Origin of the sequence: Streptomyces cyaneofuscatus (assembly GCF_033109485.1) — a bacterium.
Taxonomy (GTDB): Bacteria; Actinomycetota; Actinomycetes; order Streptomycetales; family Streptomycetaceae; genus Streptomyces; species Streptomyces cyaneofuscatus.
The window spans coordinates 7,153,639-7,178,926 of the sequence record NZ_CP137002.1 but is presented as its reverse complement, the minus strand read 5'-3'; the positions used below and the strand labels follow the sequence as shown (position 1 = coordinate 7,178,926).

Here is a 25,288-nt window from a genome sequence, read left to right as displayed (position 1 = left end):
CTCGCCGAGGGCCACTGCCCGTGGCACACTTCTGACGTTCCGTCAGATTCAGTGCCGGGGAGGGGCTTTGCCGCATACGCGCATACCCGTGGTGGCCGGTTGGTTCACCGAGGACGCCGCGGAGGAGGAGTTCCGGCTGCTGGGCACCCGCTGCTCGGGGTGCCGGTCGGTCCACTTCCCCCGTGAGGACGGCCACTGCCGCAATCCGGGCTGCCCCGGCGGGGAGCTGGAGGAGGTTCCGCTGTCGAAGCGGGGCACGGTGTGGTCCTGCACCGACGGGCGCTACCGGCCCCCTCCCCCGTACGTCAGCGATCCCGGGGTTCCCTGGGTGCCGTACACCCTGGTCGCCGTGGAGCTGGCAGCCGAGCGCATGGTGGTGCTGGGGCAGGCCGCGCCCGGGGTGGGCGTGGACGATCTGCCCGTCGGCTCGGTGGTCGAGGTGGTGCCGGGCGTCCTGGACGAGGACCGGGCGGCCGGCACCGTACACACGACGTGGAACTGGCGGCCCGTGGTGGCGGAGGCTCTGTCGTGACCGGCGACGTGGCCGTCCTCGGGGCCGGGATGCACCCGTGGGGCAAGTGGGGGCGCGGCTTCGTCACGTACGGGCGTGCCGCCGCGCGGGCCGCTCTCGACGACGCGGGCATCGGGTGGCCGGAGGTGGGGTCGGTGGTCGGCGCCCAGACGGTCCGGGGCGGCTATCCGGGGTACGTGGCCGGGGCGACGTTCGCGCGGGCGCTGGGGTGGCAGGGGGCGCGGGTGGCCTCCGTGTACGCCGCCTGCGCGTCGGGGGCGCAGGCGATCAACACCGCGCGGGCCCAGATCCTGGCGGGAATGGCGGACGCGGTTCTGGTGGTGGGGGCCGACGCGGCGCCCAAGGGGTTCTTCGCCCCGGCGGGCGGGGAGCGGCCGGACGATCCGGACTGGCTGCGCTTCCGGGTGCTCGGGGCGACGAACCCGGCGTACTTCGGGCTGTACGCACGCCGCCGGATGGCGCTGTACGGGGATACGCCGGAGGACTTCGCACTGGTCAAGGTGAAGAACGCGGCGGCGGGGGCGTTGAACGCGTACGCCCGCTACCGGACACCGGTGACCGCGGAGGAAGTCGCCGCCTCGGCCGTCGTCACCGATCCCCTGCGGCTGCTGGACATCTGCGCCACCTCCGACGGCGGTGCCGCGCTGGTGCTGTGCAGCATGGAGTTCGCGCGGCGGCGCGGGGTGGCCGCCCCGGTGCGGATCCGGGCCGTCTCCACCGTGACGCCGACGTTCCCGCGGACCGTCCTCGATCTGCCGGACATCGGCACCGACTCGGCGGTGGCCGTGGAACCGTCGCCGGAGAGCTTCCGGTCCTCGATCGCCCGGGCCGCGTACGAGGAGGCGGGTATCGGGCCGGAGGATCTGTCGCTGGCGGAGGTCTACGACCTTTCCACCGCACTGGAGTTGGAGTGGTACGAGGACATCGGACTGTGCGGTGCAGGTGAGGGCGCGAAGCTGGTACGGGAGGGAGCCTCCGCGCTGGGCGGCCGCATCCCGGTCAACGTGAGCGGGGGGCTCGCCTCGTTCGGGGAGGCGGTACCCGCGCAGGCGATCGCCCAAGTGTGCGAGCTGACCTGGCAGTTGCGCGGCCGGGCCGGGGAGCGTCAGGTGCCGGGGGCCCGGGTGGGCATCACGGCGAACCAGGGGCTGTTCGGGCATGGTTCGGCGGTGGTGGCCGTCCGCTGAGAACACCTTTTGCCTGGCCATGGCTTGACGGCTCGTCATGGCCGCAGAACACTCGCAGCCCGGCCCGCCGGACGTCGTGCGGCCCGTACCCCTGTCGGCGGGGGTACGGGCCGTACGCGTACGGCCGTGGGAGCGTAGGGCCGTGGGAGCGTAGGGCCGTCAGGTGGCGACGGGCCGGCGGTCCCTTGCCGCGCGCTCCAGGGCATGCTCGACGACCGCGATCAGGACGTCGCGTACGGAGGAGCGGTCCCGTGCGTCGCACAGCAGCACCGGGACCTCGGGGTCGAGATCGAGGGCCGCCTGCACGGTCTCGGCGGGGAACTGCCCTGCCCCCTCGAAGCAGTTGACGGCCACGGTGAACGGGATCCGGCGGCGTTCGAAGTAGTCGACCGCGGCGAAGCAGTCCTCCAGGCGCCGGGTGTCGGCGAGGACGACCGCCCCCAGGGCGCCCTGGGCCAGCTCGTCCCAGAGGAACCAGAAGCGGTCCTGGCCCGGCGTGCCGAAGAGGTAGAGGACCAGGTCCTCGCGGACCGTGATCCGGCCGAAGTCCATCGCGACCGTGGTGGTGGTCTTGGACTCGACCCCCTCCAGGTCGTCCACCGGGCGGCCCGCCTCGCTCAGGCGCTCCTCCGTACGCAGCGGTCTGATCTCGCTGACCGCGCCGACCGCCGTCGTCTTGCCGACACCGAACCCTCCCGCCACCAGGATCTTCAGGGTGACGGGCTCGACGGGCCGCTGCTTGACGCGGCTAGAGCGCCCGAAGGCCATTGATTACCTCGCGAAGAATGTTCACGTCCGGCAGCTCGGCCGGGGGAACGGGACGGGTGACGTGCACCAGCTCGTCCTCGACGAGATCGCCGACCAGGACCCGTACCACCCCTACGGGGAGGTCGAGTTCGGCGGCGAGCTCGGCGATCGACTGGGGCGCGTCGCTGCAGAGTTCGACGATCGTGACGTGTTCGGGCGCGAGCGTCTGGTCCCGGCCGGGGTCCTCGGCGGCCAGTTCGGGCACGACGAGGGCGATCAGGTCGAGCCGGTGCCGGGAGGCGCTGCTGGTGCGCCCCCGGGTCATGGCGTACGGGCGGACGACCGGCCCGGCCTCCGCGTCGTACCACCGCGAGGACTGGGGGTCGGCGGTGGTCGCGTCCGTGGAGCCGGGGCCGTCGGACCCGAGGCCCGTCGCCCCTGGGCCCGCGGAACCGGAGTCCGTGGATCCGGGGTTCGTGCCCCGGCGGGAGTCAGCGCTCATGCCCGGCCCTCACCCTCCGGCGGGCAGACCGGTCGTCCGTGGGGCGTTGGCCAGGTGGGCCCCCACGCGCTTGACCATCAGCGTCATCTCGTACGCCACCTGGCCCACGTCGGAGTCCGCGTCGGCCAGGACGGCGAGACAGCTGCCGTCCCCGGCCGCGGTGACGAAGAGGAACGCCTCGTCCAGTTCGACGACGGTCTGGCGGACCCGGCCCGCGTCGAAGTGGCGGCCCACGCCCTTGGCGAGGCTGTGGAACCCGGAGGCGACGGCGGCCAGATGCTCGCTGTCCTCCCGGGTCAGATCCTGCGAGGTGCCGGTGGCGAGCCCGTCGCTGGAGAGCACCAGCGCCTTGCGGATGCTGGCGACGCGCTGGACGAGTTCGTCGAGCAGCCAGTTCAGCTCGCCCGAGCCGTGGCGTGCGGGGTTGGGTGCTGCGGCGTTCGGTGCGGTCATCGACCGTCCCCTCCCGGAGTGGTTCCTGGTGCTGTTCCCTCGGGGCCGGTCGCGTCGTATGTGTCCTCGGCGTTCTGCCGACGACCGCGCTGCCAGCCGCGCTGGAGTGAAGCCATGCGGTTGCGTACCTCGTCCGCGTCACGGTCGTAGTCGTCGACCGTGTCCACGGGCGCCCGGTGCGAAGTCCGGTCGGCGGACTCCTCACGGAGCTGGTGGGCGAGGCTGGCCTGCCGGACCCGCCGGGGCAGGCCGCCCACGGTGTCGGGGGCGGTCGGGCCGTTCGGCGCCGGAGTGCTCTCGGGGCGCGCCTCGGTGGTGCGGGATCGTTCCTCGGTGGTGCGGGGTGGTTCCTTGGTGGTGCTGAGCGGTACGGGTGTGCGCTGGGCGGCGCGGGCCGCCCAGGGGGTGGTGTGCGCGACCGGGCCGGTCGGGGTGCGGGGTGCGGTCGCGGGCGGCTCGGCGGCGTCCCGGTGCAGGTCCCGGCCCTGGTCCTGGTCCTGGTGGCGGTCCCGGTCCTGGCTCTGGTCGTCCACGCGGCGGCCCCGGTCGGTGACCAGGGTCGGCGGGGTGCGGCGCGGCAGCGGCACCGGGCCCGCGGGGCGCATCGGGCGGACCTCGGCCGTGGGGCCCTCGCCGTGGTCGCGGGCCTGCTGGTGCTGTTCGCGGCCGGTGGACCGGCGCCGGTCCCGGCCGTCGTCACCGCGCGGGCTCCGGTCGTCCTCGCGGCGCGGGTCCCGGCCGTCGTCGCGGCGCAGGTCGCGGGCGCGGAAGATGCCGCCGCGCTCGCTCTCGGTGTCCTCCAGGTCGGAGACCCCGTCGAGTACGGGGCCCAGGGCCGGATCGAGGGCCGGGTCGGAGGCGCGGTCCAGCCGGTCGCCGGTGAGGTCCAGGGGGCCGACCGGGGCTTCCAGCTCCACCGGGCCGTCGAGCACCGCCGGTCCGGTGAGCCCGGTGGGGACCGGAGCGAGGACGGCGGACCGGCCGCCCGCCCTGCGGTCGCCGCCCGACGGGGTGCCGTCGGCGGACGGGGCGTCGCCGTCGGTGCGGCCGCTGCCGATGGCCCGCTCGGCGCGGCGGTCGAGACGGAAGCCGGTGCCGTGGGTGTCGGGGGCCTCGGTGAGGAGGGCCGCCGGGATGAACACGACCGCGGTGGTGCCCCCGTACGGCGATTTCTGCAGGGAGACCCGGACGTTCTGGCGCTGGGCGAGCCGGCTGACCACGAAGAGGCCGAGGCGGTCGGTGTCGGAGAGCTCGAAGTCGGGGGTCTCGGCGAGCCGGAGGTTGGCGTCGAGGAGGACTTCGGGGGGCATGCCGAGGCCGCGGTCGTGGATTTCGAGGGTGAAGCCGTTGGAGACGCGTTCGCCGTGCACCTGGACCGCGGTGTGCGGGGGCGAGAAGACGGTCGCGTTCTCAAGGAGTTCGGCGATGAGGTGGGTGAGGTCGGCGACGGCGGGGCCGCCCACGCCGATCCGGGGCAGCCGCCGGACCTCGATGCGTTCGTAGTCCTCGACCTCGGCGACGGCGGCCCGGACCACGTCCATGAGCTGGATGGGCTTGCGCCACTGGCGGGAGGGGGCGGCGCCAGAGAGGATCACGAGCCCCTCGGCGTGGCGCCGCATACGGGTGGTGAGGTGGTCGAGGCGGAACAGGTCGGCGAGCTCGTCGCTGTTCTCGGTGCGGCGCTCCATGGTGTCCAGCAGGGTCAGCTGGCGGTGCAGGAGGACCTGGTTGCGGCGGGCGAGGTTGACGAAGACCTCGGAGACCCCGCGCCGCATGTCCGCCTGCTTGACGGCGGCCTCGACGGCGGCGCGCTGGAGGGTGTTGAGCGCCTGGCCGACCTGGCCGATCTCGTCGCGTTCGTAGGTGAGGTGCGGGGCCTCGGTCTCGACGTCGACCTGTTCGCCGGAGGCCAGCCGCCGCATGACGCTCGGCAGGCGGACGCCGGAGACCTCGTGGGCGTCCTTGCGCAGCCGGGAAAGGTCGCGGACGAGTTCACGGCCGATGCGTACGGAGACGAAGATGGAGATGATCAGGGCCAGGAAGCCGAGGACCCCGGCGATTCCGGCCTGGGCGAGGACCCGGTATCCGGCCGGTTCCGCGCGGTCCTGGAAGCGGTTGCCCATCTCCGTGGAGTCGCCGGCCAGCCGGTCGAGGACGGGCACGGCCGCCGCCTGCCAGCGCTCGGTGTCGACGGCTCCGGGGCGCTTGGTGGGCCCGGCGGCGATCAGGGTGTCCTCGGCGGTGCGCAGCGGTTCGGCGTCCGGGCTGCTCCAGAACTGCTGGACGCGGCGGCGTTCGGCGGCGGGGAGGTTTTCGAGGCTGACCTCATAGAGCAGCTCGCGCTGGGCCACCAGGCCGGATATCTGGCGCAGTTCGGCGGTGGTGAAGCGGCCCGCGATGAGGCTCGACGCCACCAGCGCGTCCTCGCGCGACAGCATCTCGCGGGCCCTGGATATCCCCACCAGCGCCCGCATCTGCTTGTCCAGCGACCCGTTGTCCGTGGTGTGGAGACCGTTGAGGAAACGGTACGCCGGGTCGACGAGGCCGTTGTAGAAGTCCAGCGCCTTCGCCCGGCCGATGGTGCGCTTCTCGACGGATTCGCGCAGGGAGTCCAGGCCGTCGACGGCGCTCAGGATCGCGTCGAGTCGGGTGCGGGCCTCGGCGTCGAGCGCCTCGCGGACGTCGTTCTGCTGGGCGCTGTCCCTGACTTCGGCCACGATCCGGTCGGTGTCGGCGCGCTGGCTCAGGAGGAGCGGCAGGGCGTCGGAGGCTCGGGGGTCGGCCAGGAAGACCAGGGTCTGCCGGCGTTCGGCCTGGACGACCCGGACCGCTTCCTCCAGGGGGCCGGCGACCTTGTCGACGGTGGTGCTGACGCTCATCAGCTCGCTCGCCTGGCGGCCGGTGACGTACGTGGCGAGGACCCAGAGGCCCGTGAGGGAGACGAGCGGCACCAGCAGCAACGCCACGATCTTCCTGCGGATGGACTTCCCGCGAAAGCGCATGGCCTCCCCCAGATCGGCCCCGCACCGCGGGGGTGGTCTTCTCCCGGTCGTCCCTCGACCCTGCCCCGAGGTTCGCCGTACGTACACCGGCGCGCATCGGCCGACGCGGGCGAGGGTCCGTCCTGCGTCAATAAACGGCGCGAGCCTACTACTGACACAGAGACAACTCGAAGACACGTCCGGATGATTTTCAGCCGTCCGCCAAGGGTTTGACCATGAGTTGTCCCGTTATTCCCGGAGATGAAATTCGCGAAAGCGACAGAGGATCCCCACCGATCCCCCGAGTTCGGGCCCGGATCAGTTGGCTGGAATTATTCGTTCCGTAGCGTTCTGGGGCTCTGCGGCGGCTTTCAGCGGGAATCTTCGGAGCGGGTGGTTCGTCCATATGTACGGGGTAGACGCACGGCGGGGGCGCGCGCGGCGGTACGGAGTCCATCCGCCCGCGTAGAACCGGCGCAAGCCGGGCAGCCACCCTGAAGTCGGACAGTGGTGGGGAGTTGAAGGACCTTGAGCACGCAGGAGCGCGGGAGCGCCGGAGCACCGGTCGGCACCGCGAAGGCGGATGCCGCGTACGGGGTGCGGGTTCCGCGGCAGTTGTGGGTGGAGGAGCCGGCCAGGAAGCGGCGGATGCCCGATGCGGTGCGGACGGCCGCGGTGCGCGCCGTCCTCATCATGTCGCTGACGATCATCCAGGCGATGGTCGCCTTCCTGAGCACGTTGACCGGTTCCTGGCTGGCCTTCCCGATGGTGCTCAGCAGTGTGGCGAGCACGGTGGTCGCCACCTGGGCGGTGCTGGACGTCTGGGTCACCCGGCAGGTGTGGAACCAGCGCCATGGCGTGGTGTCCGAGCCGAGCAGCACTGCCCGGCAGATGCGCCGGGAGCGGCGGCGGGCCCAGCGGGCGGCGCGAGCGGCCGAGCGGGACGAGGCGGGCGGCAGGATACGCGGCCGCCGGAACGCCGGCGATCTCTCCCGGGCGTGAGGCCTGCCCGCGGGCCCGATGCCTCATCGGGCCCGCGGGGAGCGGGGGTTACGCCTCCGGCTCCGGCTGCGGCTCGGCTGCCTGCTGGGTGCTCCGCTTGAACATGCGGGTCGCCGTGATCTCGCCGTGGACCGTCTCGCCGTCCGGGTCCTGCTGCGGCAGCCCGGGGCGCAGGTGCTCCTCCACGCTGATGTATTTCAGCCCGGCCCTCAGGTCGGCGTCGTTGCGCAACCGGATGACGAGGGGGAATTCGGCGAGCGCTGTCGTGTCGAAGAGACCGGTCGTGTAGAGCAGCTGCACGCCGAGCGCGTCGGAGACGGCGCGCTGGAGCTCCAGCAGATACGTGGCGTTGGCGCGGCCGATCGGGTTGTCCAGGAACAACGTGCCCGCGTGCCGATGACGGTCGCGGCCCCGGTCGTTGCTGCGCAGCGCCGCCATCGTGCAGTAGAGGGCGATGGCGGCGGTGAGGAGCTGGCCACCGGAGAAGACGTCGCCCATCTGCCCGACCGGGACCCGCTCGGCACGGAGCACGGCATCCGGCTTGAGGATCTCCACCGCGATGCCCTTGGGCCGCAGAGCCGCCTCGACGCCCCGCAGGAGCAGGGACATGCCGTCCCGGCGCAGGTCGGAGTTCTTCTTGAGGGCGGCGTGCGTCGCCTCGTCGATGACCTCGCCGAGGCGTTCGGTGAGGGTGGCCTGGTCGGGCTCCTCGAAGCGGATCCGGAGGAACTCCTGCCCCGACCACTCCCCCAGCCCCTCGGGGAGCTGGGAGAGCCGCTGGGCGGAGCGCAGGGTGGCGAGGGCCGACTCGACCAGACCGCGCAGCCGGTCGACGATGGAGTCGCGGTTGCGCTCCAGCTGGACCAGCTCGTCGGTCAGGACGCGCAGCCGGGGGGCGAAGGCGTCGGCCCACTTCTGGGCGTGCTCCGGCAGTGCGGAGGCGGGCAGTTCACGGATCTGCTGGCGGGCCGGGGTGCGGACCTGCTCGTAGCGGGTGGAATTGGCGTGCCGTACGAGGATGTCGCTCGCTTCCCGCACGGCGCTCTCGGCGGCCGAGAGGTCGGTGGAGCAGCCGCGCAGGGAGCGGCGGGCCTCGGCGGCGGACTGCCGGGCCTCCTCCAAGGTGCCGGGGTACGGGTCGGGGCCTTCGGTGCCGTCCTCCGCGCCGTGGTCGCGGAGCAGGTCGCGCAGGAGGGCTGCGGTCTCGTCGAAGCCGCCCGCCGAGTCCTCGGCGGTGCGGTGGGCGTGGAGCAGCTCGCTGTGGGCGGCGCGGGCGGTGTCCAGGGCGGCGGTGGCGGCGGCGAGTTCGCCGGTGGCCGTACGCAGGAGGGCCTGGGCCTGCTCGGCGTCGGCCGGGACCAGTTCGTCGGGCAGTTCGGTGTGGTGCGGCCGCTCGTCGTCGGGGGCGAGCCGCTCGGCCTCGCCTCGGTACCGGCCGAGCTGCTCGCTGGCGGTGGAGGCCCGCGTCTCCAGCAGCTGTACGTGGGATTCGGCGCGGGCCGCCGCGGCCTGGCGGGAGGGGCCGTCGGCTCCGTCGGTGCCTTCGAGGAGCTGGGCGGCGCGGGTGCGGACCTTGTTGGTGAGGCGGTCCAGCTCGGCGAGGGCGGCGCTCTCGTCGCTCTCGGCACGGGCCTGTTCGGCGCGCAGGTCGGCGCCGACGCCGACCTTCTCGTACAGCTGGGAGGCGGCCCGGTAGGCCTCGCGCAGGGTGGGCAGCGCGGTGCGGGGCTTGGTGTCGTCGGGCTCCGGGAGGATCTCCGGGGCTCCGGCGATCTCCGCGCGCTCGGCGCGCAGGGCGCGGGCGGTGCGGCGGGCGTCGTCCCCGGCGCGCTGGGCGGCCCGGCGGTCCTCGTCGGCGGAGCGGGCCAGGTCGAGGCAGACGGCGGCGCGGGCCTCGGATTCGGCGGCCTCGTCGACCAGTTCGCGGAGGCGGACCTGCCAGCGGGCCCGCTCGCGCAGCCGGTGGGCGAGCCCGGCGAGCGCGTCGGCGACCCGGCGGGCGCGCTGGGCGGCCTCCTGGCGCTCCTCGCGGACCCGGGCGGTGTCGGCGGCGGCCTCGTCGGCCTCGGCGCGGGCGGTGCGGGCCTCGGCGAGGACTGCTTCGGCGCTCTGGGCCGCCGTGCGGGCGGTGGCGGCGGCCTCGGCCAGCTCGGCGAGCATGCCGGGCGGGCAGTCGGCGCGCCAGGAGCCGATGCGGGAGGCGAGGGCGCGGTCACCCGAGAGGCGGGCGGCGAGCGTCCTGATGTCCTCGTCGCGGGCGGCGGCGCGGGAGCGCAGGGCGTGGCGCTCCTCGTCGGCGGCGTGCTCGTCGTGCATGGCCGGGTTCGGCGGGACGAGGAAGACGCCGTCGTGCTGCGCGTCGGACCCGGTGGCGGGGTCCGGGACGGGGGCGAGGAGGGCGGCCGCGGTGCCTACGGCGACGGCCGAGCGGGGCAACAGGGCCGCGCTGCCGAGGACTTCGCGGGCGCGGGTATGGGCGTCGGGGTCGGTGATGACGACGCCGTCGACCAGCTCCGGGCGGGCGGCGAGGACGGCGGCGTGGTCGGCCGGGTCGACGGCCTGGGCGAGATAGCGCCAGCCGGGCAGGGCCGGGATGCCGTGCTCGCCGAGATACTCCACGGTGGCCAGGACGTCGGGGCCGGGCGGCAGCAGCCCGCCCTCGCCGAGGGCGCCGAGGATGCGGGCGTCGTCGGCCGCGGCGGTACGCAGGTCGAAGAGGCGGCGCTCGGCGGCCGTGACGGACTGGTCGAGGAGGTCGCGCAGCTCGTCGGCGCTGCGGTCGAACTCCTGGGCGGTGAGCGGCTGGTGGGCGGAGGCAGGCTGGTCGGCGAGGGCGAGCGCGCTCTCCGGGGCGGTCTCGGTGGCGCCTTGAGAGCCGGTCGCGGTGCCGTCGCCCTGAGGGACGGTACGGGCGGTGTCCCGCTGTGCCCCGCCCGGTGTCTCCTCTCCCGCTCCCCGGCGGGGGTGCGGGACGCCCGTGCCGGTGGGCAGGCCGAGCAGGTCGGCGAGGCGGGGGTCGGCGGCGATGGACTCGGCGGCCCTGAGCTCGTCCTCGTAACTCTGCTCGGCCGCCTTGGCACCGTCGGCGGCGCGGGCGGCGGCCAGCTCGGCACGGCTCTCGGCGGCCGCCGCCTCCCTGGCCTGGTCGGCAGCGGTACGGGCGGCCTCGCGGGCGGTGTCCCAGGCGGCGACGGCGGACTGTTCGGCGTCGCTGGCGGCGAGGGCGGCGCGGGCCGGGTCGGCGTCGGGCTCGGTGTTGTCGAGCCAGCCCGCCTGGACGGCCTCGGTGGTCTCCTGCTCGACCTCGGCGAGGCGCTGGCGCAGGTGGCCGGCCTCGCTGCGGGCGCGCTGGGCCTCGGTGGCGGCGACGGTGGCATCGCGGTGGGCGCGCTCGCCGGTGGCCTGGAGGGTGTCGGAGCGCTCCTCCTGCTCGTTGGCGACGCGCTCACCGTCCTCGGCGGCGGTGTGCAGCGCCCGTACGAGGTCGGCGGCGGCGGTGGCGCGGGCGGCGAGGGCCGGGGCGGCGTCGCGCTCGGCCTCGCGGATGGCAACGGCGACCCTGGTGGAGCGGTCGGCGGCGGCGCGGTGGCGCAGGACGGCCTCGGCGGCCTGCCAGGCGGCGTGCAGCGTACGGGCCTCGGCCAGCTCCTTGCGTCCGGCGGCGGCGCTCTTCTCGGCGCCGGCCAGGGCCAGGGAGGCGTGGCGGTAGGCGAGTTCGGCGGCGATGAGGGAGCGGTGGCCGCGGGTGGACTCGGCCTCGGTGACGGTGTGGGCGGCGGCGGTGACCCGCTCGGCCAGCTCGGCGGTACGGCCGCGCTCCTCGGCGGCGCGGGCGCTCAGGCGGCGGGCCAGGGTGCGGGTGCGGCGCTCGGCGCCGGCGTGGATGTCGCGGCTGCGGGCGCGGGTCTCGGTGGCCTCGACGATCCGGTTGAGCAGGTCCACGGAGCCTGCGGTGAAGTCGCGTTCGGCGGTCAGCTCGGCGCGGCGGCCCAGCTTGTTGCCGAAGCCGCTGACCAGGTCGGCGAGGCCGTCGGTGTCGCGGGTGTCGGTGACGGCGCGCAGCAGCAGGTCGGTGAAGTCGGAGTCCTTCTTCACCGCGAAGAGCCCGGCGGCCTCGCCCTCGTCGGCGTTCATCTCGCGCTGGTAGCGGAAGAGTTCGGGGTCGAGTCCGAGGTCGCCGAGGTGTTCGTTCCAGCGGTCGTGGATCTCTTCCCAGTGCACGTCGAGGTGCTGGTAGAACTTGCCCGCGTCCACCAGGGCGTCGCGGAACCCCTTCATGGTGCGGCGCCTGCCCCGGGCCCCGGAGACCCCTTCGGCGGGACGGCCGACGGCGGTGGCCTCCGCGACGGGCAGGCTGTCCAGGCTGAGCCCGGGACCCGGCCGGAACGAGTACCACGCCTCCGCGAACTTCCGCGGGTCGTTGGAGACCTGCCGCCCCCGCCACTCGCTGACCTTGCCCACGACGACGCACTCACCGGTCAGGGTGTGCTGCCACTCCAGGGCGACATGGCCGCAGTCGTCCGCGAGCAGGAACTTGCGCAGCACGCCGGAGCTGGCGCCGCCGAGGGTGTTGCGGTGGCCGGGGAGCATCACCGAGAAGATCAGCTTCAGCAGGACGGACTTGCCGCCGCCGTTCTCCAGGAAGAGCACACCGGCCGGGGCGGGGCGGCGCGGCGGGCCGACCGGCTCGTCCTCGAAGAACTCGGCCTGGGCGGGGGCCGGGTCGGGGACGGGCTCACCGACGCCGCGCAGGTCGAGGACGGTGTCGGCGTAGCGCGCACCGGCAGGCCCGATGGAGTAGAGGCGGACCCGGGACAACTCGTACATGGCGGCGGACTCTCGTCGTTCGGAGAAGCGGTGGTGGAGCGGCAGTTCTCAAATACAGGGGGTCAGGAGGAGTGGAAGGGCAGGCCCGCGTCGGCCGCCAGCTCCAGGTCGTCGGGGTCGGACGGCGGCAGCAGGGTGGCGGTGCCGTCGGTGACGGGGACGACGCCCAGCTCCAGCAGCTCGGCCATGGCGGCGCTGCCCGCCATGTCGCGGACCTGGAGCTGGTAGCGGGCGGTGGTGCGGTAGGCGCCGCCCGCGTCGTCGCCGGTGCGCTGGAGGAAGCCGGAGTCGGTGAGGAAGGCGACGGCCTTGCCGATGATGCCGGTGGTGGATCCGGCGAGGCGGCGGGCGTCCTTGGTGGCGCCGGTGGAGCTGCGGCGGGCGTAGATCCGCCAGCCGGATTCGAGGCCGGGGGTGTCGGTGGCGGGGTCGGTGTTGTCGCCCTGCTCCTCGGCGCGCTCCTCAAGCCGCTTGCAGGCCTGGCGTACGAAGGCGTCGACGCCGTTGACCGTGATGCGGCCGATGTACGCGTCGTCGGCGAGGTCCTCGGGGCGGGGGAAGGCGAGGGCGGCGACGGCGAGGTGGGCGAGGCCGTGGAGGAAGCGGTCGGCGGCGTCGGAGGAGGCGCGGCGGGCGTAGTCGCCCATGCGGACGGCGAAGACGGAGTCCTCGCCCGCGGTGACGGCCATCCCGGCGCGCGGGGAGACCTCCAGGACAATGAGGCCGAGCCCGGTGGCGACGGCGTCGGCGAGCCGGGCGAAGGCGCTCTCCTCCCGGTAGCGGCGGAGCAGGTCGGCGTACTCGGCGTCGCGGGCGGGCAGCAGCTTGGGCTGGAGCCCGAAGGAGACCAGCCGGGCCGCGTCGGCGGCGTCGGCCGGGGTGACGGCCTGCGGACCAACGGGCCCGGCTGCCTGCGGATGCGCGGAGTCACCGGCGTACGCCGTGGAGGAGCCCGCGTACGTCGTCGAGGAGGCGGCGTACGCGGAGGGCTCGGTCCACGCGTCGGGGTGCTCGGCGTCGTGGTCGCTCACGGCTGGGACTCCTCGGTACGGAACAGGTGGGGGGTGCACGTCGGTACGGGACAGGTGGGGTGCGCAGGACGTACGGGGCCGCCGGTCATGAGGCCTCCTGGCGGTCCGCGGCCATTCCGGCGGCGTCCAGCAGGGCCATGCCCACGATCAGGTCGGCGCCGCCGAACTCCGGGTCGTCCAGCTCGGTGCCGTCGTCCACCGCGAAGAGCAGGCGCCGCTCGCCCTGGCGGTAGGCGGTGCCGACCGGTGGGCTGGCGGCGTGGACGGCAAGGAGGGCGACCAGATACGGCAGGTCGGGGTCGCTGCGGCGGGCCTCGGCGAGCAGCCCGGAGAGCCGGCGCGGGGCGTCGTGCTCCAGGTCGAGCAGGGCCATGGCGCTGCTCAGCTGGGCGTCGCTGAAGCGGCTGTCGTCCGGGGTGGCGATCAGGTCGGGCTCGGGCATCTCCATGCCGAGGTGCTCCCGCTCCAGCGGCGGGGTCAGGAGCATGTCGACGAGGTCGCCGACGCGGACGGAGGTGGGGGTGCGCAGGCCGGTGCCGTGGGCGAAGAAGGCGTCGGTGGCCCGGGTGGACTGTTCGACGGGGAGCGGGAGGAGCGGGGCGAGGAGCTGACCGTACAGATCGAGTCCCGCGTGGGCAGTCGGGGTGGCGAACGCCTGCCGGTCCTGCTCGGCGCGGAAGAGGGGTCCGGCCTCAAGCAGCCGGGACTGGAGCTGGGTGTGGCGGCGGATGCAGTCCTTGACGATGTCGACGAGCTCGGCGGCGCGGCGCTTGTGCTCGGGGTCCTCGGCCTCGTCGCGTGCCTTGCGGATGTTGGTGAGGATCGCGTTCTCGTGGCGGTAGCGGTCGGCCACGTGGTCCAGGGCTTCGGCGATCATGTCGGGCACGGTGGTGAGCCAGTCGACCGCGCGGACGTTACGCCGGGTCGCTTCCAGCGTGCGGCGGAGCGTCTCGGCGTACTGCACGGTGCGGTAGCGGGCCTGCTCGGCGGCGAGCTGGGCGTCGGCGAGGCGGCCCCGGCTGATCAGGACCTCCAGCTTGACCTCGGCGGCGATCTGGGCGCTGGTGACATCGGTGTCCAGGGCGCCGACGAGGACGTTGACCGCTTCGTCGGTGGCGCGGAGGTAGACCGTGCCACCGTAGCCGGGGACCTCCTCGATCAGCTTGAAGTCGTAGTCCCGGCGGACGTAGACCCCGTCGGGGCCGAAGGTGCCGTAGACCGCGCGGAAGCCGCGGTCGACGCTGCCGACGTTGATCAGGTTCTCCAGGACCCAGCGCGCGACCCGTTCGTGCTCGGCGACGGGGCGGTCCGGGGCCTGGGCGCCGACGCGGGGCAGCAGCCTGGCCACTATCTGGTCGTGGTCGGCCCCGGTGTCGAAGTCCATGTTGAGCGTGACGTGGTCGATGGCCGCGAGGGCGACCTCCGCCATGGCGTAGACCGTGTACTCACCGGCCAGATTCGCCTTGCGCACGTCGAGGTCGTGCAGCGGCGCCGTGCACGCGAGCGCGCGCAGCCGCCGCGAGAGCCCCTCGTCGGCGGCGGGGCCCGGGGCAGGCCTCGGCCCCGCGCTGAGCTGCGGCGCAGCGTTTTCCGTGTCGGCAGGCGAAGTCACGAGGGACAGATTAGGTCCTCGCACTGACAACGGTCGAAACGGCGTTTATGCGACCGGTGCGGGGCGGCTGCGTCCCGGCTTCCGGACGGCGCCACGCGCCCCCGGTCACGCCCCCGCGGGCCCGTACCCCCCGCCGCCCGGCGTCCGCACCACCAGCACGTCACCGGCGTCCAGTTCGGCGGTGTCGCACCCCTCCAGCCGGTCGACCGCGCCTCCGGCCCGCTCGATGTACTGCTCCCCGAGCGCCCCCGGCTTCCCGCCCTCCGCTCCGTACGGCGGGACCCGGCGGTGCCCGGAGAGCAGCGCCACCGTGACCGGCTCCAGGAAGCGGATCCGGCGCTCCACGCCTCCGCCGCCGTGCCACCGCCCCGCTCCCCCGCTGCCCTCCCGGACCGCGAAGCTCTCCAGAAGGACGGGCAGCCGCCACTCCAGGATCTCGGGGTCGGTGAGCCGGGAGTTGGTCATATGGGTCTGCACGGCGTCGGTGCCGTCGAAGCCGTCGCCCGCCCCGGAGCCGCTGGCGACCGTCTCGTAGTACTGGACGCGGTCGTTGCCGAAGGTGAGGTTGTTCATGGTGCCGGACCCCTCGGCCTGGCCGCCGAGCGCTCCGTACAGGGCTCCGGTGACGGCCTGCGAGGTCTCCACGTTGCCCGCGACGGTCGCCGCCGGGTAGGTGGGGTCGAGCATCGAACCGGGCGGAATCCGCACGTCCAGCGGCTTCAGGCAGCCGCTGTTGAGCGGGATGTCCTCCCCTACGAGAGTGCGGAAGACGTACAGGACGGCGGCCATCACGACCGAGCGGGGTGCGTTGGTGTTGCCGGGCTGCTGCGGGGAGGTGCCGGTGAAGTCGAGGACGGCGCTGCGGGCGTCCCGGTCGACGGTGAGCGCCACCTGGATGACGGCCCCGGCGTCGGTCTCGTAGCGGAAGCCGCCGTCGTGGAGGCGGGCGACGATCCGGCGTACGGACTCCTCCGCGTTGTCCTGGACGTGCCCCATATAGGCCTGCACGACGTCTGCCCCGAACTGGTCGGTCATGCGGCGGAGTTCCGCGATGCCCTTCTCGTTGGCGGCGATCTGGGCGCGGAGGTCGGCGAGGTTGGTGTCCGGGGAGCGGGAGGGGTACGGGGCAGAGGTGAGCAGTTCGCGGGTCTCGGCCTCGCGGAGCGTGCCGTCGCGGACCAGGAGCCAGTTGTCGAAGAGCACGCCCTCCTCGTGGATCGTCCGGCTGAAGGCGGGCATGGAGCCGGGGGTGGTGCCGCCGATCTCGGCGTGGTGGCCGCGCGAGGCGACCAGGAAGCGGAGCTCGTCCTCCTCGAACACGGGGGTCACCACGGTGACATCGGGCAGGTGCGTGCCCCCGTGGTACGGGTCGTTGATGGCGTACACGTCGCCGGGGCGCAGGGTGCCCTCGTTGCGCCGGAGCACCTCCTTGATGGACTCGCCCATGGAGCCGAGGTGCACCGGGATGTGCGGGGCGTTGGCGATGAGGTTGCCGTCGGCGTCGAAGAGGGCGCAGGAGAAGTCGAGGCGCTCCTTGATGTTGACGGAGTGGGCGGTGTTCTCCAGGCGGACGCCCATCTGCTCGGCGATCGACATGAAGAGGCTGTTGAAGACCTCCAGCATCACCGGGTCCACGCGGGTGCCGACGGCCGTCCGGCCGGGGCGGGGGCGGGCCCGGGTGAGCACCAGGTGCCCGGTGGTGTTGGTGGTGGCCTGCCAGCCGGGGTCGACGACGGTGGTGGCGTCGTCCTCCGCGACGACGGCGGGCCCGGTCACGGTGTCGGAAGGGCGGAGGTCCTCCCGGCGGTGGAGGGGAGCCTGCTGCTCCCGGCCCTCGGCGTACATCGTCACGGTGGCGCGAGGCTGGAGCGCGCCCTCGCGCGGTGGGGGGTCGGCGGGACCGGAGCCGTGCTCCCCGGTCGTCCCCGTGGCCTCCACGGAGACGGTCTCGACGACGAGGGGCTTGTCCATCGTGAAGCCGAACCGGGTGCGGTGGGCGGCGGTGAACTCCTCGCTCATCGCGGCCACGGAGTCCAGGGCCACGGCAAGCGCCGCGTCCGTGCCCGCGTACCGCAGCAGGACCCGGGCCCGTGTGCCGATCGCGGAATCGGGCACCCCGTCGGCGCGCAGGTCGTCCCGCGTACGGTCGGCCAGCTCCGCGCAGAGCCGGTCGACCCGCTCCCGTACGGTCTCGTCGAGCTCCGCCTCCACGGACTGTTCGCGCATCGCGGTGGCGTCGGCCAGGCCGATGCCGTACGCGGAGAGCACCCCGGCGAGCGGCGGTACGAGGACGGTGTCGATGGACAGCGCGTCGGCGACGGCGCAGACGTGCTGGCCGCCCGCGCCGCCGAAGCCGGTGAGGGCGTAGCGGGTGATGTCGTGGCCGCGCTGCACGGAGATCTTCTTGACGGCGTTGGCCATGTCGAGCACGGCGATCTCCAGGAAGCCCGCCGCCACTTCGGCCTCGGCCGGACGGTCCCCGGTGGCGTGCCCGATCTCGTCGGCGAGCTCCGCGAACCGTTCCCGTACGAGGTGGGCGTCGAGCGGCAGGTCGCCGTCCGGGCCGAAGACGGCGGGGAAGTGCTCGGGCTGGATGCGGCCGAGCATGACGTTGGCGTCGGTGACGGTGAGCGGGCCGCCCCTGCGGTAGCACGCTGGGCCGGGTTCGGCGCCGGCGGAGTCGGGCCCGACACGGTAGCGGCGGCCGTCGAAGTGGAGCAGGGAACCACCGCCCGCCGCGACGGTGTGGATGCTCATCATGGGGGCACGCATCCGCACCCCGGCGACCTGGGTGCCCAGCTCACGTTCGAACTCTCCGGCGTAGTGGGACACGTCGGTGGAGGTGCCGCCCATGTCGAAGCCGATCACGCGGTCGTGTCCGGCCTGCTGCGACGTACGGACCATGCCGACGACTCCCCCGGCCGGGCCGGAGAGGACGGCGTCCTTGCCCCGGAACGCGGCGGCTTCGCGCAGTCCGCCGTTGGACTGCATGAACAGGAGCCGGATACCCTCCAGCCGCGCGGCGACCTCGTCGACGTACCGGCGCAGCACGGGTGAGAGGTAGGCGTCGACGACGGTGGTGTCGCCGCGGGGGACGAGCCTGATCAGGGGGCTGACCTCGTGGGAGCTGCTCACCTGGGTGAACCCGGCCTCGCGGGCCGCCTCGGCGACGGCCCGCTCGTGGGCGGGGTGGCGGTAGCCGTGCATCAGGACGACGGCGGCGCTGCGCAGCCCGTCGGCGTGGGCGGCGCGCAACTGCTCTCGTACGGCGTCGAGTTCGAGGTCTCGTACGGTGTGCCCCTCGGCGTCGATACGTTCGGGGACCTCGATCACGCGCTCGTGGACGGCCTCCGGGAGGACGATGTGCCGGTCGAAGAGGCGGGGGCGGTTCTGGTACGCGATCCGCAGCGCGTCCCGGAAACCCTCGGTGATGAGCAGGACGGTCGGCTCGCCGCGCCGCTCCAGCAGGGCGTTGGTGGCGACGGTGGTGCCCATCCGGACGGTGGCGACCTGGTCGGCGGGCACGGGCTCGCCGTCGCGGAGGCCGAGGAGCAGACGGATTCCGGCGACGGCCGCGTCGTCGTATCGGTCGGGGTCGTGCGAGAGGAGCTTGCGCGTGACCAGCCGGCCGTCGGGGCGGCGGCCCACGACGTCGGTGAAGGTGCCGCCCCGGTCGATCCAGAACTCCCAGCGTCCGGTCATGGCGCCATTCTGTTCCGGCGGGCGCGAAGCCGCAGGGAGAGAAGACCCGCAGGAATAGAGAAGACCCTCAGGAACGAACAAGACCCGCAGGGAGAGCAGGCCCCCGTTCAGTCCAGGAAGAGCGCCGCCAGCCGGGGCAGCTGCCGACGCATGGCGTCGGCGTCCTCCGCGTCCCCGTTCTCCCCGCCCGGCTCCCCGGTCCGTATGCGGCCCCGGCCGGCCGCCTCCACGGCCGCGTGGAACCCGTCGGCCGCGCCCCCGGCCCGCGCGTACGCCGCCTGCACCGGCACGTTCAGCGACTCGTAGCCGATCCAGCCGCCCTGCCCACGGCTCATCCGGACCACGACGGGCAGCCCGGCCAGTGAGTCGGGGTCGGCCACCGCCCGGGTGAAGACCTCCCGCCCCAGCAGGACGAGCCCGTCGCGGAAGTCCATGAACCCGTCGTCGCCGCAGCCGCCCTCGATGAGGTAGGCCGCGTTCCACAAGGGCCACCGGTAGGCGGACGCGGTCACCTCGTACGCCGTCACGGCGAAGTCGACGATCTCCGTGGGCTCCAGGGCCGCGAGCACATCGGTCAGCGCGCCCGGCAGCGGATCGTCGGGCGGGTCCCGGTCGTCCGCCCGGTCCCCGGCCGCCTCACGTGCCCGTCCGACGAGCCCCCACCACGTGTCGATGTCCATGGTGAGAAGCGTAGGAGGGGGGTCTGACAACGGAGGTCCGACAACGCCCCCTCCCACCTCGGATCGCGGGGTCAGAGCGCCGGTGCGTCCGGCCCGATCCGGCTCCGTACCGCTGTCTGCACCTCGGCCTCCTCGGCCGGGTCGGCGGCGAGCCGGCGCAAGCGTTCGGCGACGCGGATGTCCCCGGTCTCGGCGTGCAGGGCGGCCACCTCGCGGGTGGTCTCCTCGCAGTCCCACAGGCACTCCACCGCGAAGCCGGTGGCGAAGGTGGGGTCGGTGGCGGCGAGGGCCCGGGCGGCCCGGCCGCGCAGGTGCGAGGAGGACGTCTCGCGGTAGACGTGCCGCAGTACGGGGGCGGCGCAGGCGATGCCGAGGCGGCCGGTGCCGTCCACGAGGGTCCAGAGCCGGGGAGCGTCGGGTCCGTCGCCGCGTACGGCCTCCCGCAGCGCGCCGAGGACTTGGGGAGCGTCCTGGGCGGTGCCGCGGCAGGCGAGGATCCCGGCGGCGGAGGCGCCGAGGGCGTCGGGCCGCCGGGCCCAGCGCCGGGCTCGTTCCACGGCCTCCTCGCCGCACATCCGCTCGAAGGCGGCGACGGCCGCGTCGGCGACCGTGCGGGAGGGGCTGAGGGCGGCGGACTCGATGAGGTCGAGGACGGCCGGGTCGGCCGCCTCGGCGAGATAGTGCAGGGCGGCGCAGCGGGCGCCTTCGGCGCCGTCGCGGGCGGCCTCGATGATCTGGGGACGGTCCTCGGGACCTGCGACGGCGGAGAGGCAGCGGGCCGCGGGGACGTGCAGTTCGCTGCCGCGCTCCAGGGCCTGCTGGGCCCAGTCGAAGACGGCCTGGACGCTCCAGCCGGGGCGGGGACCACCGGGGCGCATCTGGCGCTGCCAGCGGTCGAACGAGCCCTGTTCGGTGGCGGCCCGCACGCGGGCGCCGACCGCTTCGCGCGGGTCGTCGGCCCAGAGCCGCCAGGGGCGCGGCTCGAAGGAGTCGCGTACGGCGGCGGCGAGCTCGGCGGTGCCTTCCTCGGTGGCCGGAAAACGACCCAGGACGGGCAGGGCGAGGGAGCGCAGGCCCGCGTCGTCGTCGCGCAGGGCGAGCTCGTCCAGGGCCCAGGCCCAGTTGGCGCCGGTGGCCGCGTAGCGGCGGAGCAGCGCCAGGGCGTCGTCGCGTCCGTAGGAGGCGAGGTGGCCGAGGACGGAGAGCGCGAGGCCGGTACGGGAGTCGTCGGTGTCCGTGTGGTCGTCGGGGTCACCGAGGTGGCGCTCGATCTCCTCGATGCCGCCGTCGAGATCCAGGTACAGGCGGGCGTAGTAGAGGGAGCGGTTCTCCACCTGCCAGTCGTGACGGGGGTCGCTCACGACGCAGTGGTTGAGGGCCGCGAGGGCCTCGGGGCGTGGTGCGGCGAGCGCGTGGAGCGTGCCGTCGCCGCGGCCCCTCTGCAGCAGGCCGAGCAGGGTGCCGCTCGGCGCTATGAACGGATCGAACATGGGAGAAAGCCTCACATCAAGCTGTCGACACAACCGGGACTGTGTGCAGTGCTCCGTACCCCTCGGGGCACGGGGGGATGTCCTGGGGACATCCCTACGCCGCGCAGCGACATGATCGGCCGATCGCCGTCCGGTGCTTGGTGTAGACCATCTTCCTCTGCCTCTCGTCGGTGGCCCGAAATGGACCCGCGACGTCATGATGACCCAGCCATTTCGCCACCGCGACCACATTTACGACGGACCGGTCAGCGGACCCATCGGCGGACACGTCCGCCGCCCTCTCAGCGGGCACCGAAGCGTTCCAGCAGGTCGGCCTTGCCGAACATCTGGGCCGTGTCCCGCGCGGACGGCGATCCGGCGGCGGGGTCGGCGCCCGCGCTCAGCAGGGCGTCGATGACGGCGTCCTCGCCCTTGAAGACGGCTCCGGCCAGCGGGGTCTGGCCGCGGTCGTTGGCCCGGTCCGGGTCGGCGCCGCGGGCGACGAGGGCGGTGACGGCCCCGGCGTGCCCGTGGTAGGCGGCGAGCATGAGCAGCGAGTCGCCCCGGCCGTTGGTGAGGTCGGCGGGGACGCCGGCGTCGACGTACGCGGCAAGCGCCTCGGCGTCGCCGGTGCGGGCCAGGTCGAAGACCTTGGTCGCCAGCTCGACCACCTCGGGATCGGGGGTTTCGCTCATCGCGCGGGCCGCCTTCCTTGACCGTGCGGCGGCTGTCACCGCCGCTGTTGACCGGGGGGTGTACGGCAGGGGGCCGTACGAGTGAATCGACAGGGTACTGCTCCGGGACGGACATGACCGGGCCCGGATACGGCAAAAGATCACCGCGGGTGACTCCTGCCCGGCACGGAGTCCGAAATACCGCGCGCGGGCCACAGGTTCCGCTCCACCAGTCAAGTGAAAATGCGACTTATTCACTCGATTGCACCTTTTATCGTATAGATACTTCGCGTGATCCTGGAAGGACTCATGGTGACTGTCCCCTCAACCAGGAGATCCGCTCATGATCCTTTCCATCTCGGGCGTGGTACTGCTCGCCATCGTCGTCTTCCTGTTCTTCAAGAAGGACGGGCTCAAGGCGTCCCACGCCATCGTCTGCGCGCTGTTCGGCTTCTACCTGGCCGGCACCGCGATCGCGCCGAGCATCACAGCAGGCGGGGCGAGCCTCGCCGGTCTGCTGGGCGGGATCAAGTTCTGACGCTCCGCAACCGCTCCCACCCCTTCAGGAGACAGCTGTGGCACGGCGACCACTCCCCCGCGTTCTGAGCAGCGGCAGCGCATCGATCACTCGCAGCAGAGAGATCGCGCGCACGGCCGCCGACAGTGCCACCGATGTGCTCCATCCGCTGATCACGATCCTGCGTGGTCTGCGGCTGCTGGCCGCCTCCGGCCGGCAGAAGTGGGCCGCGACCCCCAAGGAACGGCGTGGTCCCAAGCTGTTCCTGGCCGCGGCCTGCGTGCTCGCCGTGGCGCTCGTGCCGTACGGGCCGATCCTGGCCCTGATCACGGTGATGGGCGCCGCCGCGTGGAAGGGGCGGGAGCGGACCCCCGTGAAGACCGGCCCGGACGAGGCGGAGTCCACCCGCCTGCGCGCACTGTACGAGGCGCTCGTGCCGTACTTCTCGGTGCCCGACGATCCCGACCCGCTGTTCGCCCACGGCGGCGACTGGGAGAAGGCCTTCGACGGGTACGCCTTCGACGCCGACGGGCGGATCTCCCGCCTCCAGATCTCCTACCCGGCGTACTTCACCGACGGCGAGGCCGCCGCCAGGGCCCGGATCGAGCAGCTGCTGCACACCAAGTCGGGCCGCGCCCGCGAGTACCGCTTCGCCTGGGACGAGGAGGCCAACCGCCTGGTCATGACCGTCCCGGCCCCCCTGTCGACCTCGATCGCCGCCCAGCGCTTCGTGACCGCCCCCGGCGAGACGGTGCTCGGCTTCACCGACCCCGACGCGGTCCGCCTCACCGTCCCGGTCCGCGACGGCGACACGACCGTGGACGCCTCCCCCGTCGTCTGGCGGACCGGCAACCGCTCCACCGAACCCCACCTGCTGGCCGTCGGGCAGCCCGGCAGCGGCACCACCACCCTGCTCCGCTCCATCGCCCTCCAGGCCCTCCAGCAGGGCGACGTCCTCGTCGTCGACGGCAGCGGGACGGGTGAGTACGGCGCCCTCGTCGGCTGCCCCGGCGTCCTCGCCGTGGAATCCGGCCTCAGCGGCGCGCTGGCCACCCTGGAGTGGGCCGCGCACGAGACGGAACGGCGGCTGATCTTCGCCAACCGGGCCCGGCAGGGCGGTCACCCCGTCCCCGAGGACATCAAGCGCCCGCTCTCGATCCTGCTGGACCGCCCCGGCGTCCTCGGCCACCTCGCGGCGGCCGACGGCAGGCCCGACCCGCTGGAGCTGCTCCAGGTGCCGCTGCGGCACGGGCGGGCGGCGGGCGTCACCGTGGTCCTGGCCGACCAGTTCGACACCCTGGAGACCCTCACCGAGACCGTACGGACCCACACCCGGGCCCGCGTCGTCCTCGGCCCCGCGTCCCGCGAGCAGATCACCGCCGTCCTGGGCGACGGGCCGAACACCACCCCGCCCCCGGAGGTTCCGGCGGGGCGGGGGTACGCCCGCCTGGGCACCGGGCCCGTGCTGCGCCTCCAGGTCCCGGCGACGCCGGACCCGTACGACGAGGACGCGAGCGAGGCCCACCGGCAGGCGGTGCTGGACGCGCTGCCGGAGCGGCCGGGTGCCGCGCCCCGGCAGGAGCCGCAGCCGGAGCCCGTCGGCGCGCCCGACGGACCGGTCGAGGACACCGCCGAGGTGCCCGTGGCCGTGGAGGCCGCGCCGACCGGGCAGCTCGCCAAAGCGCAGGCGGCGATCGCCGAGGGGTGAGCTGCGGGGGGGGGCAGCCCTCGGGCCACGAAATGCGGCGGAGGGGGCAGCCCCCAGGCCACGAAGCTACGGGGGGGGAGCCCTCAGGCCACGAAGCTGCGGGGCGCGTCCACCCCCGCACCCGCGCCGGAGCGGACCAGCTCCACCGCCGCCGCGAGCCGCACCGCCGCCTCCTCCGCGACCGGGCCGCTCACCGTGAACGGCAGCCGCACATAGCCCTCGAACGCCCCGTCGACCCCGAACCGCGGCCCCGAGGGCACCCGTACACCGACGCGTTCGCCCGCCACCGCCAGCCGGGAGCCGGAGAGGCCGCCCGTGCGCACCCAGAGGGTCAGCCCGCCGCCCGGCACCGCGAACTCCCACTCCGGCAGCTCCCGGCGGACCGCCGCGACCAGCTCGTCGCGGTTCTGCCGTGCCTGGTCCCGGCGGATCTCGACCGCCTGCTCCCAGCCGCCCGTACCCATCAGCCAGTTGATGGCGAGCTGCTCCAGGACCGGGGTGCCCATGTCCGCGTAGGCGCGGGCGGAGACCAGGGAGCGGATGACGTCCGGGGCCGCCCGCACCCAGCCGATCCGCATCCCGGCCCAGAACGCCTTGCTGGCCGAGCCGACGGTGAGCACCGTGCTGCCGGCCGGGTCGAAGGCGCAGACCCGGCGGGGCATGGTGGTGCCGGGGTCGAGGCGGAGTTCGGTCATCGTCTCGTCGACGACCAGGACGGTGCCGGCGGAGCGGGCGGCGTCGACCAGGTCCCGCCGCTGCTGCTCGTCGGCGAGGGCGCCGGTCGGGTTGTGGAAGTCGGCCACCACATAGGCGAGCCGGGGCGCGGAGTCGCGTAGCGCCTGGCGCCACCGGTTCATGTCCCAGCCGCCGATGCCCTCCTCCATCGCGACGGGGACGAGGCGGGCCCCCGTCTCCCGCATCAGCTGGAGGATGTTGGCGTACGAAGGGGACTCGACCGCGATCCGTTCGCCGCGGCCCGCGAACAGGTGACAGATGGCGTCGATGGCCCCCATCGCACCGGTGGTGACCATGATCTGTTCGGGCATCGTGGGGATGCCGAGCGCGGTGTAGCGGTCGGCGATCGTCCGCCGCAGCGCGGGCAGCCCGGCCGGGTAGTCGCCGTGCGTGTGGGCGTACGGCGGCAGCTCCTCCACCGCCCCCTGGAAGGCGCGGGTCAGCCAGGGCTCGGGGGCGGGCAGGGATGCGCAGCCCAGGTCGATCATCGAGCCGAGCGACTCCGGGGGCAGCGGTTCGAGGCCCCGGGCGGGCAGCGGGTTCCCGGCCGGGACGGCGGTCCAACTGCCCGCGCCGCGCCGCGACTCCAGGAACCCCTCCGCGCGCAGCGCCTCGTAGGCGGCGGCGACGGTGGTGCGGCTGACGGAGAGGGCGAGGGCGAGTTCACGTTCGGCGGGCAGCCGGGCGGCGACCGGGACCCGGCCCTCCAGGACGAGGAGCCGCACGCCGTCGGCGAGCGCGCGGTAGGCGGGCGGCTTCCGCCCGGCCGGGCCGGTGGGCCGGGGCTGCTGCGCGTGGAGCTGCCGCGCGAGCTGAGCCGCCCCCACCGTCGAAGTCCACTGCGTCATCGAAATCAGTCCACCTTCCTCGAATTGGCCATGGTTGGCGACCAATCCCCTGCCACAGGGTGACATGAAGCAGTCCACTAC

At 73.8% G+C, this 25,288-nt stretch carries 17 protein-coding genes; 5 read left to right on the top strand and 12 right to left on the bottom strand.

The features are described from left to right. Window positions 1–67 precede the first annotated feature (67 nt). Together R2B67_RS31695 and R2B67_RS31690 are read left to right on the top strand one after the other, a co-directional pair. Window positions 68–532 (top strand): Zn-ribbon domain-containing OB-fold protein, encoded by a 465-nt coding sequence (locus tag R2B67_RS31695; protein WP_202481946.1) that lies wholly within the window; start codon window positions 68–70, stop codon window positions 530–532. Then, the gene (locus tag R2B67_RS31690) at window positions 529–1,719 is read left to right on the top strand and encodes a lipid-transfer protein (RefSeq protein WP_317822818.1); all 1,191 of its coding nucleotides are present in this window, start codon (window positions 529–531) and stop codon (window positions 1,717–1,719) included. Before R2B67_RS31695 ends, R2B67_RS31690 begins: the two co-directional genes overlap by 4 nt. Before the next feature lie 159 nt (window positions 1,720–1,878). Here R2B67_RS31690 and R2B67_RS31685 read toward each other — a convergent pair whose 3' ends face one another. Genes R2B67_RS31685 through R2B67_RS31670 form a run of 4 tightly spaced genes read right to left on the bottom strand, consistent with a single transcriptional unit; the run spans window position 1,879 to window position 6,423 of the window. Continuing rightward, window positions 1,879–2,487, bottom strand: a complete 609-nt coding sequence (locus R2B67_RS31685; protein ID WP_018512538.1) for a GTP-binding protein — start codon at window positions 2,485–2,487, stop codon at window positions 1,879–1,881. After that, a complete protein-coding gene (locus R2B67_RS31680) occupies window positions 2,468–2,968 on the bottom strand; it encodes a DUF742 domain-containing protein (protein WP_317822817.1) in 501 nt (166 codons plus the stop codon). The genes R2B67_RS31685 and R2B67_RS31680 overlap by 20 nt, the downstream gene beginning before the upstream one ends. Before the next feature lie 9 nt (window positions 2,969–2,977). Next, window positions 2,978–3,421, bottom strand: a complete 444-nt coding sequence (locus tag R2B67_RS31675; RefSeq protein ID WP_015607287.1) for a roadblock/LC7 domain-containing protein — start codon at window positions 3,419–3,421, stop codon at window positions 2,978–2,980. Continuing rightward, window positions 3,418–6,423, bottom strand: a complete 3,006-nt coding sequence (locus R2B67_RS31670; RefSeq protein WP_317822815.1) for a sensor histidine kinase — start codon at window positions 6,421–6,423, stop codon at window positions 3,418–3,420. Before R2B67_RS31670 ends, R2B67_RS31675 begins: the two co-directional genes overlap by 4 nt. 627 nt (window positions 6,424–7,050) lie before the next feature. Between R2B67_RS31670 and R2B67_RS31665 the strand changes: the two genes are divergently transcribed. Further along, complete coding sequence (locus R2B67_RS31665; protein WP_018512535.1) at window positions 7,051–7,404, top strand: hypothetical protein; 354 nt, start codon at window positions 7,051–7,053, stop codon at window positions 7,402–7,404. A 48-nt stretch (window positions 7,405–7,452) separates the two neighbouring features. On the opposite strand, the gene R2B67_RS31660 is transcribed toward R2B67_RS31665, so the two are convergent. From R2B67_RS31660 to R2B67_RS31630, 7 genes are all read right to left on the bottom strand, one after another. Continuing rightward, on the bottom strand, window positions 7,453–12,231 hold the full coding sequence (locus R2B67_RS31660; RefSeq protein ID WP_317822812.1) for a hypothetical protein: 4,779 nt from the start codon (window positions 12,229–12,231) through the stop codon (window positions 7,453–7,455). 62 nt (window positions 12,232–12,293) lie between these two features. Next, window positions 12,294–13,262 carry a hypothetical protein gene (locus R2B67_RS31655; protein ID WP_237324869.1) on the bottom strand — a complete coding sequence of 323 codons (969 nt, stop codon included), beginning with the start codon at window positions 13,260–13,262 and terminating at the stop codon, window positions 12,294–12,296. An 85-nt stretch (window positions 13,263–13,347) separates the two neighbouring features. After that, window positions 13,348–14,874: a hypothetical protein gene (locus R2B67_RS31650; RefSeq protein WP_018512532.1), complete on the bottom strand. Its 1,527-nt coding sequence runs from the start codon at window positions 14,872–14,874 to the stop codon at window positions 13,348–13,350. A gap of 105 nt (window positions 14,875–14,979) precedes the next feature. Continuing rightward, on the bottom strand, window positions 14,980–18,576 hold the full coding sequence (locus R2B67_RS31645; RefSeq protein ID WP_317822811.1) for a hydantoinase B/oxoprolinase family protein: 3,597 nt from the start codon (window positions 18,574–18,576) through the stop codon (window positions 14,980–14,982). A gap of 107 nt (window positions 18,577–18,683) precedes the next feature. Continuing rightward, complete coding sequence (locus tag R2B67_RS31640; protein ID WP_317822808.1) at window positions 18,684–19,256, bottom strand: DUF4240 domain-containing protein; 573 nt, start codon at window positions 19,254–19,256, stop codon at window positions 18,684–18,686. 71 nt (window positions 19,257–19,327) lie between these two features. Further along, entirely contained in the window at window positions 19,328–20,746 is a 1,419-nt protein-coding gene (locus R2B67_RS31635) for a HEAT repeat domain-containing protein (RefSeq protein ID WP_018512529.1), read from the bottom strand. 281 nt (window positions 20,747–21,027) lie between these two features. Further along, window positions 21,028–21,420: an ankyrin repeat domain-containing protein gene (locus R2B67_RS31630; RefSeq protein WP_272899543.1), complete on the bottom strand. Its 393-nt coding sequence runs from the start codon at window positions 21,418–21,420 to the stop codon at window positions 21,028–21,030. 322 nt (window positions 21,421–21,742) lie between these two features. On the opposite strand from R2B67_RS31630, the gene R2B67_RS31625 reads away from it, so the two are divergent. Further along, on the top strand, window positions 21,743–21,937 hold the full coding sequence (locus R2B67_RS31625) for a hypothetical protein (protein WP_003970432.1): 195 nt from the start codon (window positions 21,743–21,745) through the stop codon (window positions 21,935–21,937). Window positions 21,938–21,974: 37 nt separating this feature from the next. Next, window positions 21,975–23,624, top strand: a complete 1,650-nt coding sequence (locus R2B67_RS31620; protein WP_317822795.1) for a hypothetical protein — start codon at window positions 21,975–21,977, stop codon at window positions 23,622–23,624. A gap of 83 nt (window positions 23,625–23,707) precedes the next feature. On the opposite strand, the gene R2B67_RS31615 is transcribed toward R2B67_RS31620, so the two are convergent. Next, on the bottom strand, window positions 23,708–25,207 hold the full coding sequence (locus R2B67_RS31615) for an SCO1417 family PLP biosynthesis transcription factor (RefSeq protein ID WP_317822791.1): 1,500 nt from the start codon (window positions 25,205–25,207) through the stop codon (window positions 23,708–23,710). Between the last annotated feature and the right edge of the window lie 81 nt (window positions 25,208–25,288).

Bases quoted from the DNA above. Each gene is read 5' to 3' on its own strand.
- R2B67_RS31680 (WP_317822817.1), bottom strand. From the start codon at position 2,968: ATGAGCGCTGACTCCCGCCGGGGCACGAACCCCGGATCCACGGACTCC.
- R2B67_RS31615 (WP_317822791.1), bottom strand. From the start codon at position 25,207: ATGACGCAGTGGACTTCGACGGTGGGGGCGGCTCAGCTCGCGCGGCAG.
- R2B67_RS31645 (WP_317822811.1), bottom strand. From the start codon at position 18,576: ATGACCGGACGCTGGGAGTTCTGGATCGACCGGGGCGGCACCTTCACC.
- R2B67_RS31635 (WP_018512529.1), bottom strand. From the start codon at position 20,746: ATGTTCGATCCGTTCATAGCGCCGAGCGGCACCCTGCTCGGCCTGCTG.
- R2B67_RS31660 (WP_317822812.1), bottom strand. From the start codon at position 12,231: ATGTACGAGTTGTCCCGGGTCCGCCTCTACTCCATCGGGCCTGCCGGT.
- R2B67_RS31665 (WP_018512535.1), top strand. From the start codon at position 7,051: ATGCCCGATGCGGTGCGGACGGCCGCGGTGCGCGCCGTCCTCATCATG.
- R2B67_RS31670 (WP_317822815.1), bottom strand. From the start codon at position 6,423: ATGCGCTTTCGCGGGAAGTCCATCCGCAGGAAGATCGTGGCGTTGCTG.
- R2B67_RS31675 (WP_015607287.1), bottom strand. From the start codon at position 3,421: ATGACCGCACCGAACGCCGCAGCACCCAACCCCGCACGCCACGGCTCG.
- R2B67_RS31625 (WP_003970432.1), top strand. From the start codon at position 21,743: ATGATCCTTTCCATCTCGGGCGTGGTACTGCTCGCCATCGTCGTCTTC.
- R2B67_RS31640 (WP_317822808.1), bottom strand. From the start codon at position 19,256: ATGGACATCGACACGTGGTGGGGGCTCGTCGGACGGGCACGTGAGGCG.
- R2B67_RS31630 (WP_272899543.1), bottom strand. From the start codon at position 21,420: ATGAGCGAAACCCCCGATCCCGAGGTGGTCGAGCTGGCGACCAAGGTC.
- R2B67_RS31685 (WP_018512538.1), bottom strand. From the start codon at position 2,487: ATGGCCTTCGGGCGCTCTAGCCGCGTCAAGCAGCGGCCCGTCGAGCCC.